A 13,059-nucleotide genomic window follows, 5' to 3' on the forward strand; every position below is an offset into this window, starting at 1 on the left:
AGTACGTGGATGTAGACCCGAAACCGGGTGATCTACCCCTGTCCAGGGTGAAGGTGCGGTAACACGCACTGGAGGCCCGAACCCACGAATGTTGAAAAATTCGGGGATGAGGTGGGGGTAGCGGAGAAATTCCAATCGAACCCGGAAATAGCTGGTTCTCCCCGAAATAGCTTTAGGGCTAGCCTCGGTGTTGAGCATGCTGGAGGTAGAGCACTGATTGGGTGCGGGGCCCGCCAAGGGTTACCAAGTCCAGTCAAACTCCGAATGCCAGTCATGTATAACCGGGAGTCAGACGGTGAGTGCTAAGATCCATCGTCAAGAGGGAAACAGCCCAGATCATCAGCTAAGGTCCCCAAGTGTGTGTTAAGTGGGAAAGGATGTGGAGTTGCCCAGACAACCAGGATGTTGGCTTAGAAGCAGCCACCATTTAAAGAGTGCGTAATAGCTCACTGGTCGAGTGACTCTGCGCCGAAAATGTAACGGGGCTAAACACACCACCGAAGCTATGACATGTACCATTAGGTACTTGGGTAGGGGAGCGTTGTGTATGGGTAGAAGTCAGACCGTAAGGACTGGTGGACAGTACACAAGTGAGAATGCCGGTATGAGTAACGAAAAGATCAGTGAGAATCTGATCCGCCGAAAGCCTAAGGGTTCCTGAGGAAGGTTCGTCCGCTCAGGGTAAGTCGGGACCTAAGGCGAGGCCGAAAGGCGTAGTCGAAGGACAACAGGTTGATATTCCTGTACCACCGTAAACCGTTATGAGCAATGGGGTGACGCAGAAGGGTAGTAACGCGGACCGATGGATGTGTCCGTCCAAGCAGTGAGGCTGGTTTGTTGGCAAATCCGCAAACCGTATAAAGCTGGGCTGTGATGGGGAGGGAAAATTATAGTACCGAAGGTTATGATCTCCAGCTGCCAAGAAAAGCCTCTAGCCAGGTGAAGGTGCCCGTACCGCAAACCGACACAGGTAGGCGAGCAGAGCATGCTAAGGCGCGCGGAATAACTCTCGTTAAGGAACTCGGCAACATGACCCCGTAACTTCGGGAGAAGGGGTGCCTCGGTAGGGTGAATAGCCCGAGGGGGCCGCAGTGAAAAGGCCCAAGCGACTGTTTAGCAAAAACACAGGTCTGTGCGAAGCCGTAAGGCGAAGTATACGGGCTGACGCCTGCCCGGTGCTGGAAGGTTAAGGGGAGCGGTTAGGAGCAATCCGAAGCTGTGAACCGAAGCCCCAGTAAACGGCGGCCGTAACTATAACGGTCCTAAGGTAGCGAAATTCCTTGTCAGGTAAATTCTGACCCGCACGAATGGCGTAACGACTTGGGCGCTGTCTCAACGAGAGATCCGGTGAAATTTTAATACCTGTGAAGATGCAGGTTACCCGCGACAAGACGGAAAGACCCCATGGAGCTTTACTGTAACTTGATATTGGACTTTGGTACGATCTGTACAGGATAGGTGGGAGCCTAAGAAGCCGGAGCGCCAGCTTCGGTGGAGGCACCGTTGGGATACCACCCTGATCGTATCGGAGTTCTAACCTGCTGCCGTGAAACCGGCAGAGGGACCGTGTCAGGTGGACAGTTTGACTGGGGCGGTCGCCTCCTAAAATGTAACGGAGGCGCCCAAAGGTTCCCTCAGAATGGTTGGAAATCATTCGAAGCGTGCAAAGGCATAAGGGAGCTTGACTGCGAGACCTACAAGTCGAGCAGGGACGAAAGTCGGGCTTAGTGATCCGGTGGTACCGAATGGAAGGGCCATCGCTCAACGGATAAAAGCTACCCTGGGGATAACAGGCTTATCTCCCCCAAGAGTCCACATCGACGGGGAGGTTTGGCACCTCGATGTCGGCTCATCGCATCCTGGGGCTGAAGTAGGTCCCAAGGGTTGGGCTGTTCGCCCATTAAAGCGGTACGCGAGCTGGGTTCAGAACGTCGTGAGACAGTTCGGTCCCTATCTGTCGTGGGCGCAGGAAATTTGAGAGGAGCTGTCCTTAGTACGAGAGGACCGGGATGGACGTACCGCTGGTGTACCAGTTGTTCCGCCAGGAGCACAGCTGGGTAGCTACGTACGGACGGGATAAGCGCTGAAAGCATCTAAGCGCGAAGCCCCCCTCGAGATGAGATTTCCCAGTATGTAAGACCCCTAGAAGACGACTAGGTTGATAGGTTCGAGGTGGAAGCGCAGCAATGCGTGCAGCTGACGAATACTAATCGGTCGAGGGCTTATCCAAATCAGTGAAGCAACAGCCGGTCAGCACGGCGTATCGTTCGATCCAGTTTTCAGGGCGCAATTATAGTTCCGTCTAAGGACTAGTGCTGGAAAACGGGACAAGTTGTTGGGACGTTTGGTGATGTCTTACCTGAATTGTGTGGCGGCGTAGCTCAGCTGGCTAGAGCGTACGGTTCATACCCGTGAGGTCGGGGGTTCGATCCCCTCTGCCGCTACCAACCTTATATGGAAGCTTAGCTCAGCTGGGAGAGCATCTGCCTTACAAGCAGAGGGTCGGGGGTTCGATCCCCTCAGCTTCCACCATGTTTCCTGGAGCTGTGGTGTAGTGGCCTAACATGCCTGCCTGTCACGCAGGAGACCGCGGGTTCGAATCCCGTCAGCTCCGCCATTTTTTTAATTATGCACGGCTCGGTAGCTCAGTCGGTAGAGCAAAGGACTGAAAATCCTTGTGTCGGCGGTTCGATTCCGTCCCGAGCCACCATTGGTTTTCTAAGTGAGCTTGATAATGGCACATCTTAGAGCAATTCTGGAGGGCTAGCGAAGTGGCCAAACGCAGCAGACTGTAAATCTGTTCTCTTACGAGTTCGGTGGTTCGAATCCATCGCCCTCCACCACTTCATTTTTGAGAGCCATTAGCTCAGTTGGTAGAGCACCTGACTTTTAATCAGGGTGTCGAAGGTTCGAGTCCTTCATGGCTCACCACTTTATAGTGAACTCAAAGCGCAGATGCGAATCTGTGCTTTTTTTGTGTTTCTTTGACGCCCGATCGCTCCTTGTTGGATGAGTGTTGCCTGTTCATGGTAAACTTGATTATAGCTCGTCCTAAATCGGGAACAGGAGATGACTCATGGCATCAGGAGAATGGCTGGATGAAATGCGGCGCATCTTGGGAGCAGATATTCAGGAACTGCCGTATACGTCGGCACAGTGGCAGGAGCTGCATCCCCTTTTGGAAAGAGGCCGACACGCTGCAAGAATACATGCCGACGGAACCGTGTACATGAAGATGTCAGGGGAATCGGATCGCATGGAGTGTCTTGAGATCCGGAGGCCGGAGCGACTAAGTGACACCGAGCTGAATCTGATCAGCCTTTTGCTCAGCAACCTCAAGCCTGATCGTAGTGGCCACAGTGCGGCAACTGGAGCTGAAAAACAAGCTTTGGCGCTTGGTGCCTGGGTTATGGAACAACTCGACCGTCCTCAGGCGGAGATGATTCCAGAGGGATTGACGCTAGGCGGAAGATTGTATGCCGACATGATTCCCTTCTTGTTGATACGGGAGTACAGCGGCTTGACCGAGGAACCGTACACTGAGCTTGAGAAGCTGCTCCGTTCCTTTTTTGAAGAGGAAGTCCTGCTCATTCCGCTCCAGCGCAACGAATGGCTCATCCTCAGTCCGATGTCCCCGCTAAGCGACTCTCGCTTGGATGGGGGAGACGATGAGGAATCGGAGGAAGAGAGTTTAAGGTCAATTGGACTCGGGCTGCATGAAATGCTGGCTAGCGAATGGCTTGGTGAATGCCATTTAGCCCTTTCTTTTCCGATTCAACCATCCAAGTCTATTGTAGAGAGTGTTGCTCAGCTGCGCGAGACGATTCAGCTCGGTCGGCGTTTCCAAGTTGGCTCCAATGTGCATCTACCTTGGCAGCTACATTTGGAAAGACTGCTCAGTGCGATTCCAGAATCGGATCGGGCGCGATTCGTTGAACAAGCTTTCAGTCGCTCGGATTATTATGTAGAGCCTGAGATCTTAACAACGCTGGAAACATTCTTTGTGCTGGACTGTAACGTAAGCGAAACGGCAAAGAAACTATATATCCATCGTAATACGCTGTTGTACCGGCTGGACAAGTTGAAGCAGGAGACTGGGCTCGACGTGCGGCTCTTCCGAGACGCTGTTATGGTCAAGATCATTCTTCTATTGTATAAAGTTACGAAAAGACCCTGATTTTTTTGTAGAGTTTGTGCATAGTCATACGCTTACATTTTCGGGTAAGATAGATTCATAAGAGGAATTCTTCTGGAACTACTATACATCACTCACATAGGGGGAAATCAACATGGCAGGCGTACGTTTAGAGCATATTTTCAAGAAATACCCTGGATCCGACATTGCATCCGTAAAAGATATCAACCTGGATATCAAGGACAAGGAGTTTCTCGTTCTAGTTGGTCCATCCGGTTGCGGTAAATCCACGACTCTTCGTATGATTGCAGGACTTGAGGAAATCTCCGAAGGCAAGCTGTTCATCGGCGATCGCCTGGTGAATGACGTAGCTCCTAAAGATCGCGACATTGCGATGGTATTCCAATCCTACGCTCTGTACCCGCATATGAACGTTTACCAGAACATGGCTTTCGGCCTGAAACTGCGTAAGTTCAAAAAAGCGGACATCGATAAACGCGTTCGTGAAGCAGCAAAAATTCTCGACATCGAGCATCTGCTCGATCGTAAACCTAAAGCACTTTCCGGTGGTCAACGCCAGCGTGTCGCTCTGGGTCGTGCTATCGTCCGCGAACCACAAGTGTTCCTGATGGATGAGCCGCTTTCCAACCTTGACGCTAAACTTCGTGGCCAAATGCGCGCTGAGATCAGCAAGCTGACGAAACGTCTGGAAACGACGACGATCTACGTAACGCATGATCAGATCGAAGCTATGACGATGGGCGACCGCATCGTTGTTATGAAAGACGGACTTATTCAACAAAATGCTACTCCTGAAGAACTGTACAATCATCCAGTAAACATCTTTGTAGCGGGCTTTATCGGCGCTCCTGCGATGAACTTCATTACCGGTATGCTGAGCGAAGCTAGTGGCTCTGTACGCTTCAAGGCTCCTGGTGTGGACGTAATTCTGGCAGAAGGCAAAGCCAAAGCTCTCCGTGAAAAAGGCTTTGTTGGCAAAGAGGTTATTCTGGGAATTCGTCCAGAAGATCTGCATGAAGAGCCAGTATTCCTGGAAGCTTCCCCGAACAGCATCGTAACGGCTACCATCGAGGTTGCAGAGAATCTTGGTCATGAAATGTACCTGTACCTGAATGGTATCGGCAATGACACGGTTATCGCTCGTGTAGACGGCCGCTCCGGTATGCGCGACGGTACTAACGTCAAGCTGGCTCTCGATATGAACAAAATTCATGTTTTCGACAAAGAAACGGAACTTAACCTGTTCGAGAACTAATTTTCGATCTTAATTGAACGAATGTTTTATAATAGCAGTCGGGTAGCAGTTCAAGCTGCAAATCCATGAAAATGCACCTTGCGATTATGGTTTATGGATGGTTGGGATACCTCCATTTTACCATTTCCGCTAAGGTGCGTTTTTTTATCTTAAAGGTACTCCTCTCTAACGGTATGTTCTGGTTAAACACCATTCTGCCAAAGAGTTGGAGTCTTTTTTACGTTTTCAAAGAAGCGTACTAGTCGGCATTGTGCAAGTAACGTCAAGATTGTGAAATAGCCGGAGCGGCAATTACTGATCTATCATTAGAGAGAACGCAGACGGTTGGCGTACTCTCTTCTTTTTTATCCGATTGCGGCGAAGGAGGACATGCACAATGATGCACGAGCTTAACCGGTACGGCAGATTGAAGCAGGAAGGAGCTTATTTGACGGCTGTTACGAAGGTAGAGGGGGCGGGCGATTTACTTAAGCCATTAGTGAAAAAAACATTAACCGGTCTATTTGCTGTCAGTCTTGTAGTTGCCATAGTCTTTAATGTTACAGCTAATGCTTCAGGTGAGAAAGTCGAAAGCAATTTAAAACAACTCATTACCGTCGATGGCCTACAGGTGCAGGGACTTGACACGCCGTTCGGACTTGACACGCCGAAGCCCACTCTGTCGTGGCGCTTCTCGTCCACCGGCGATGGAGCAGCCGTCAGTGGCGCGGAGGTGAAGGTGCTTTCGGGCACGGGTGCCGTGGTATGGTCGAGCGGTCGCCTGAAGACGCCCGGAATCTCGTCGATCAAGTACGACGGTCAGCCCCTGCAGGCAAAATCGCGCTATACCTGGAAAGTACGGGTTTTCGATGGCTCCGGTCGTTCGAGCGCGTGGAGCGGCACCGCAGCATTCGGTACCGGCATGTTTACGGACGCGGACTGGAAGGGCGCCGACTGGATCACGCACAAGGACTGGGCTCAGGCGCAGGGGGCCTCTGAGATTGGCTCGCTGTACCCGGTTACGGTGATCTTTCCAGGCGGCCCGGTCAGCAGTCGCACGGTGACGCTCTCTATCTACAGTATCGGCGGGATGCCAGCGGGGGAGAGCGATTTTCGGGCTCAGTTGTCGGAGATTGAGGTCAAAAACGGTGACGGCGGAACCAATGCCATGAAAAACGCCACCATCACCGCATCCGAGTCGGACGAATCCGGCGGTTGGTCTGTCGCCGCTCTCAAGGACGGCACGACGTCGTCGGAGACGTCGTGGGCACGCGGCTGGTCGTCCGCACCGCATAACAGTGCGGACCTGGCATCACCAATCACGCTCAAACTCGACCTCGGTACCGTGCAGACGTTCGACCGCATCGTACTTTACCCGCGTACCGACGTCGCCTCCGCGAGCGGTCGTAGCGCGGGCTTCCCTACTCGGTTCAAAGTTGTTGCAGATGCGGCGGGTCAGACGCAGGAAGGCAAGGTCATCGCCAAGGACGATGCCGTCATCGCGCCCGCCTACGCGAACCCCGGCAACCCGTACACCATCGATCTGCCTGCCCGGCCGTCTGGAAGGCTGCTGACGCTGGCGGTCCCGAAGGTCACCGCCGAACAGCCGGATGGGCCCACGGCGTTCTTCCTGCAGCTGGCCGAAATCGAGGTGCTTGACGAGAACGGCCAGAATCTCGCACGGAACGCCACGTTTGCGGCTAACAGCAACCTTGGCGGGGCGTGGGACCCGCATCTGCTCGGGGACGGAGTTAAGACCACCAACGATGTCGGCTCCACCGGATGGACCTCATGGCCCCCTGCCGGCGCGCGGACGTTGAGTCCTCCCGCGACCATCACCATCGACCTAGGCAGCATTCACAAGGTGTCGGCGGTGAAGATCTACCCCCGAAGCGATAAGTCCGTCGTCGTCGACGGCACGCCCCGGACGGTCGCCTTCATGAGCGCCTACTCGCTGTCGATCGCCGACATCGTCATGAACGACGGCCCGACCGTGGTCGCTTCGTATGACAACACCGAGCCGCCCGCTTGGGGCGACCGCACTCTTCTGACGCTGCCGCAGTTCCGCACGGGTTTTACGGTGCAGAACCGGCCGATCACCTCGGCGACACTGTACATCTCGGGCCTCGGAGCTTACGAAGCCGAGGTCAATGGCGAGCGAGCCGGAGACATCCGTATCGGCTCCGGGATGACGAAGTTCGACGAGCGCACGTTCTACGACGCGATTGATGTCACCGGACAGGTACGTGCTGGGGAGAACGCGATCGGCATCGGACTCGGCCAGGCATGGCTCGACGGCGTCAACAACTGGTCGCAGCGGTCCAACTGGGGAGGCTGGAACAGCATCCTGCGCACCAAGGCCCTGCTCAAAGTGAGTTATGCCAACGGCAGCACCTCGGAGTTCACCACCGGTAGCGGCTGGAAAGCCGTTCTCGGCCCGAGCCGGACGACACTCGACGTCACGCCAGACGCGGAGGGCTACGATGCTACACTGAAACAGCCCGGCTGGAGCACCCCAGGCTTCAATGACAGCGGCTGGGTTGCGGCGCAGGTCACTTCCAATGAGGGCGCACTGCTGCAATCAAACCCGGTTCAACCCAATCGCGTAACGGAGACGCTCGCCCCGGTCATGGTGACCAACCCGGCTGATGGCGTTTACGTTTACGACGTGGGACGTAACATCTCGGGCACCGCCAAGGTCACCCTCGACCTGCCGAAGGGAGTGACTGCGACGGTACGTTACACCGAGCGACTGGCGAATGGGCGTTCCGACATCGCGAGCGCACGCTACCAGGACGACTACGTGACTGGCGATGGGTCCGGCCCGCTCACCTGGGCGGCGTCGTACACGTACAAGGGCTTCCGGTACATCGAGATCAGCGGCCTGCCGAGCGGAACCCCGGCGCCGACCGTAAGCGTCCTCCGGATGCACAATAACGTCACCAGTGTCGGCTCTTTCGACTCGGGCAACGCCGTACTGAACTGGGTGAACGATGCCGCGCGGCAGACGCTGCTGAACAACCTCGTAATGAGCGTTCCCACCGATGGCTCGTACAACGAGAAGCTGCCGTGGCTCGGCGACGGCCATCTGATGGAGAATGCCATGGTCCGCAACTTCGATGCCGAACAGGTCTACATCAAGTGGTTCAACGACATCGCGGATTCACAGCACAGCAACGGAGATGTGCCGGCCTGGGCGCCTGCGCCGACGGAGGCCGCCGGCTTCCGCAGCAGCGCGTGGGCGAACGCCTTCCCGGAGACGGCGCAGGTGCTCCTCACCGAGTACGGCGCGAAGGATGCCGTGGCGGTGCGTTATACAGAGCTGCGCGACTTCGCCGCATTTGAGTGGTCTCAGTTCGGGTCGGAACATGAGCAGTGGGGCGACTGGGTGTGCCCAGGCGACGCCGCTGTTTGCAACAACGGGGACAACAAGCTGCTCGTCGGCAAGGCGTACGCCTACCGCAGCGTACAGCAATTCTCGGAAATCGCGAAGATACTCGGACACAACGACGACGCAACCCTCTATGCTGATCGCGCTGACCAAATGAGGGACGCCTTCAATGCATCCTACTTCAACATGGCTTCGCAGAAGTATCTGACGGCATCCGGCGCCTCTTATTGGCAGACCAACAACGTGCTGCCACTCGCGTTTGGCATGGTGCCGAACGGCAACGAACAGGCGGTTGCCGACGGCATTGCCGTAGACGTCGCAGCGCACGATAACCATTTGAATACGGGTGTGCTGGGCACGAAGTGGCTTTGGGGCGTTTTGACCCGATACGGCCACATAGACACCGCTTACGCAGCCGCGACGACCACTACCAGTCCGGGTTACGGTCAGTGGATGAACAACGGAGCAACGACATTGTGGGAGATGTGGAGCGAATGGAGCCGCTCAGAGGGCCATCCGTTCCTCGGGACCGTCGTCGACTGGATGTACGCAGATGTGGCTGGGCTCGCAGACCTCGGAACCGTCTCCGGGGAGGCGAAGGTGAAGCCGTACCTTCCTACAGGACTGAATCACGCATCCACGAGCTACCAGACCGCCGGCGGAAAGCTGGCGTCAGGTTGGACGGTCGCGAACGGTGTCACAACGCTAACTGTGACCGTGCCGGTGAGCATGACTGCCGAGGTGTCGGTTCCAGTCGTATCCGGCGCCAGGGTGGCCGCGCCGTGCGGAGCCAAGCGCCTGCGTGACGAAGCGGGGTATAGCGTGTTCCGTGTGAACAGCGGCACCTATGTGTTCACCGCCTCTGCGACGGCAACGGCGCCGGACTGCAGAAACGGAAATGGAAACGGAAATGGAAATGGAAACGGCAATGGTAATGGTAATGGCAATGGTAATGGTAATGGTAATGGTAATGGTAATGGTAATGGTAATGGTAATGGTAATGGTAATGGTAACGGTAATGGTAACGGCAATGGCAATGGCAATGGCAATGGCAGTGGAAACGGCAACGGCAACGGCAAGGGAACGGTACAAAGACCCTAACGCTGTCGGTGGGCCGATGTCGTCCTGACAGTGCAGTCACGGTGTCGGCGCCTGCTTCATCGCCGGGGTGAGCATCCGCTTCGAGTTGTGCTTCTTGCTCGTGCAGGCAGCGCCGTTGCGACAGTTGATGGACACCTCGGCTTAGTCGCCTACATCCCCACCGACCCCGACCTGTACCACATCGGTGCCATCGGGCCCGATGGCACCGAGATCGCCGCGGCACTGAAAAAATCCGACCTTCGCCTTCAGTAGTAAGCCTATGAGTACATTCAAGATAGCATCGAGTTCAAGCACATTGTCGATCTTGATGCATCTCCAGGCAGCGGATTAGCAGACCATGTTCCTTGCTAAGCAACAGAAAAAATTTCGAAAACAAACCTACTTAAAGAGGCGCAACCTTCCAAGGTGCGCCTCTTCTTTGTGTGCGCCCGGCACGGGCGATAATCTCTAGGGTGAAGTCCGTAGCGGAGCTAGAGGTCCCGGCCGTTAGAGCTCTTTCCGAGTGGACTAGGGGGTGTCAGTACGATATGGAGCTAGCGCCGCTTCCATCTGTTTATTGAGCTGTTCAATTGCAGGGACAGGGATAGGCTGATCGGCGAGTTTATACACCGTTTTAAGAGCTAAAACCCGGTACACACTCTCGTTAAGCCTCTGGGTCGAAATAGTTCCGCGGCTGACGGCTTTTTTGAGGCTGTCATAGACCAGACTGATCTTATCGCTACCGTGGCAGACAAGCGCAACATCGCCGCCGGCCAAAATGAATCGAACCGCCGCATCTCCTAAATGGTAATTGTCGTTAATGGCTCCCATCGTGAGATCGTCGCTGATCACGAGGCCGTCGAACCCAAGCTTGTCGCGAAGCAGCCCGGAAATAATCGGTTTGGACAGGGAGGCTGGAGCATCGGGATCAAGCTTGGGCAGTAGAATGTGGGCTACCATGACCGCTTCGGCCCCATTGTCGATTGCCGCTTCAAACGGAGGGAGCTCTAACTGCTTCAGACGGCTCATCCCATTGTCCAGCACAGGGAGCTCCAGATGAGAATCAACCGCTGTGTCTCCGTGACCGGGAAAATGCTTCACGACACCAAGAACTCCGTTGTTTTTATGCGCCTCTAGCTCGGCAATGCCAAGCTTGGCCACCAGCGATGGAGAGCTGCCGAAGGAACGGTCGCCGATGACAGGGTTGTCGGGATTGCTGTTCACATCCAGCACAGGAGCAAAGTTAACGTTGAAGCCAAATGCCTTCACCCGCTTGGCCAACTGTTCGCCTGCCGCACGGGCATAAGCTTCGCTGCCGTTTTTACCGACTTCGCCGCTGGAGGGGAGTTTGTCTACTGAAGAAGGAAGCCGTGATACCCGTCCTCCTTCTTCATCAACAGCAAGAAATAACGGTTCTCCGCCGGCCCGGCGATTCAGCTCCTTTAATCGGTTCGTTAAAGACACGGTGCTAGAAACGGATTCCATATTGGAGCGAAACAGAATGAATCCTCCCGCTTCGCGGTTATTAATGATAGCCCGGGTTGCAGCATCGGGAAGTTCCCCATCAAGGCCGGCGATGATAAGCTGGCCTACTTTATCAGATAAACTCATAGCCATTACTTTATCCGCAAGCGTCGTCTGCTGTTCCAACGTCAACGCTGGTGCTGTAGGCCACTGAATCGGCTCTTGGCTAGCTGCGAGCGGAGCGGGGGGATGGGCGGAAACCGGAGCTATACCTGTCAGGGATAATGCGGTGCTGTCGGCAGCATGGATGTTCCAATGCACAAAAGCGCCAACAAATGCGACGAGCAGCAGCGATGCCATAAAGGCAGTTCTAGTTTTTAGTTGTGGCGTCGACTTGCGCTTAAGCCTCATATTCAGCACCTCGCCTCTCATTATCGGATTAGGAACGCTTTGTTCATCATTATGGACGAAAAGAAATGAATAAGGTTGCCTCATATTTGCCACCCAAGATTACCATACCGTGAAAGCGGATACAATTAGCTTATTCCGGTAATATTGCTTTGGTGGAGGCATGATAAAAGAATAAGAGACCGAGCGCAGCCAAAAGCTTGCTACGTTGCGCTGAATAGCGATTTCCATTAGGATGGAACTAGCAGTAAGATGTACTGAATACCAATCTATTCCTACATAAGCTTAGATCTAGGGAAATGATACAGGGAGGCTCCCATGCCCAAGAAAGTAAAGGTATCCGAATTGATCCAGCCCTTTCAGCTGGAGATTCTTGCTGGAGAAGACGGACTGAAACGAATTATAACGACTGACGATCTTTATCGGCCAGCGCTGGAAATGGCCGGCTATTTTCATTATTACCCAAAAGAGCGGGTACAGTTACTAGGTAAAACGGAATTGGCGTTCATCGAAACGTTGGACAGCAGTGAGCGTCGCGAGCGTTTGGAACGTTTATGTCATGACGAGACGCCATGCATTCTGCTTACACGTGGCCTGGAACCCCCACTAGAGTTGCTTGAGCAGGCATCCGAGAAGAATATTCCGGTGCTTCGCAGTCAGAACTCTACGACGATCTTCTCCAGTCGCTTGACCAACTTTTTAGAGCGGCGTTTGGCGCCAACGACTACGATCCATGGCGTGTTGGTAGACTTGTACGGAATGGGAATTCTGATTACAGGAGGCAGCGGTATCGGTAAGAGCGAGACAGCTCTTGAGCTTGTCAAACGAGGGCATCGTCTCGTTGCCGATGATGCCGTAGAGATCCGTCAGACTTCGGATGGTCAGTTGCATGGTACTGCGCCGGAGTTGATTCGCCATTTGCTCGAAATTAGGGGACTCGGGATCATCAACGTTATGACATTGTTCGGCGCGGGAGCGGTTCGCAGCAACAAACGAATCAGCGTAGTCATTCGACTGGAAAACTGGCAGCCGGACAAGCAGTATGATCGCCTCGGACTTGATGAGGAGACGACGCGCATTATCGAGACGGATGTTCCGCTCGTCACCGTTCCGGTTCGCCCGGGTCGAAATTTAGCTGTTATTATTGAGGTTGCCGCAATGAACTATCGGCTTAAGCGGATGGGCTACAATGCCGCACTGCAGTTCACCACTAAGCTCACGGAAACAATCAACGACGACTTGGATGACTACGAATAAGTAGTTGTCTGTGGTGTATGTAAGTTATGGAAATACGAGAATGATACCAATGAGGATATTAATTCTCAG

Annotated in this window: 5 protein-coding genes, 6 tRNA genes and 1 rRNA gene (1 of these 12 cut by a window edge); 11 read left to right on the plus strand and 1 reads right to left on the minus strand. The window is 54.3% G+C overall.

What is annotated here, in order from left to right; translation table 11 throughout:
• From CGZ75_RS17615 to CGZ75_RS17660, 10 genes are all read left to right on the plus strand, one after another.
• A 23S ribosomal RNA gene (locus CGZ75_RS17615) occupies positions 1 to 2,230 on the plus strand (it extends 709 nt beyond the left edge of the window).
• A gap of 140 nt (positions 2,231 to 2,370) precedes the next feature.
• Positions 2,371 to 2,447: transfer RNA gene (locus CGZ75_RS17620), tRNA-Met, on the plus strand.
• A 9-nt stretch (positions 2,448 to 2,456) separates the two neighbouring features.
• Positions 2,457 to 2,532 (plus strand) — tRNA-Val (locus tag CGZ75_RS17625).
• 8 nt (positions 2,533 to 2,540) lie between these two features.
• Positions 2,541 to 2,617 (plus strand) — tRNA-Asp (locus CGZ75_RS17630).
• A 17-nt stretch (positions 2,618 to 2,634) separates the two neighbouring features.
• Positions 2,635 to 2,710: transfer RNA gene (locus CGZ75_RS17635), tRNA-Phe, on the plus strand.
• Positions 2,711 to 2,757: 47 nt separating this feature from the next.
• Positions 2,758 to 2,843: transfer RNA gene (locus tag CGZ75_RS17640), tRNA-Tyr, on the plus strand.
• A gap of 12 nt (positions 2,844 to 2,855) precedes the next feature.
• Positions 2,856 to 2,931: transfer RNA gene (locus CGZ75_RS17645), tRNA-Lys, on the plus strand.
• A gap of 145 nt (positions 2,932 to 3,076) precedes the next feature.
• Entirely contained in the window at positions 3,077 to 4,177 is a 1,101-nt protein-coding gene (locus CGZ75_RS17650; RefSeq protein ID WP_245850904.1) for a PucR family transcriptional regulator, read from the plus strand.
• Between the two features lie 112 nt (positions 4,178 to 4,289).
• Complete coding sequence (locus CGZ75_RS17655; protein ID WP_089525531.1) at positions 4,290 to 5,411, plus strand: ABC transporter ATP-binding protein; 1,122 nt, start codon at positions 4,290 to 4,292, stop codon at positions 5,409 to 5,411.
• A 376-nt stretch (positions 5,412 to 5,787) separates the two neighbouring features.
• Positions 5,788 to 9,882, plus strand: coding sequence for a family 78 glycoside hydrolase catalytic domain (locus tag CGZ75_RS17660; protein WP_089525532.1), 4,095 nt, complete (start codon positions 5,788 to 5,790; stop codon positions 9,880 to 9,882).
• Between the two features lie 507 nt (positions 9,883 to 10,389).
• Here the strand turns inward: CGZ75_RS17660 and nagZ are convergent.
• Entirely contained in the window at positions 10,390 to 11,736 is a 1,347-nt protein-coding gene (gene nagZ, locus CGZ75_RS17665) for a beta-N-acetylhexosaminidase (protein ID WP_217900077.1), read from the minus strand.
• 315 nt (positions 11,737 to 12,051) lie between these two features.
• On the opposite strand from nagZ, the gene hprK reads away from it, so the two are divergent.
• A complete protein-coding gene (hprK, locus tag CGZ75_RS17670; protein ID WP_089525534.1) occupies positions 12,052 to 12,990 on the plus strand; it encodes an HPr(Ser) kinase/phosphatase in 939 nt (312 codons plus the stop codon).
• The last annotated feature ends 69 nt before the right edge of the window (positions 12,991 to 13,059 follow it).

Source organism: Paenibacillus herberti, assembly GCF_002233675.1.
Classification (GTDB): Bacteria; Bacillota; Bacilli; order Paenibacillales; family Paenibacillaceae; genus Paenibacillus_O; species Paenibacillus_O herberti.

Coding starts and splice junctions, on each gene's coding strand:
- CGZ75_RS17650 (WP_245850904.1), top strand. CDS start 3,077: ATGGCATCAGGAGAATGGCTGGATGAAATGCGGCGCATCTTGGGAGCA.
- CGZ75_RS17655 (WP_089525531.1), top strand. CDS start 4,290: ATGGCAGGCGTACGTTTAGAGCATATTTTCAAGAAATACCCTGGATCC.
- CGZ75_RS17660 (WP_089525532.1), top strand. CDS start 5,788: ATGATGCACGAGCTTAACCGGTACGGCAGATTGAAGCAGGAAGGAGCT.
- nagZ (WP_217900077.1), bottom strand. CDS start 11,736: ATGAGGCTTAAGCGCAAGTCGACGCCACAACTAAAAACTAGAACTGCC.
- hprK (WP_089525534.1), top strand. CDS start 12,052: ATGCCCAAGAAAGTAAAGGTATCCGAATTGATCCAGCCCTTTCAGCTG.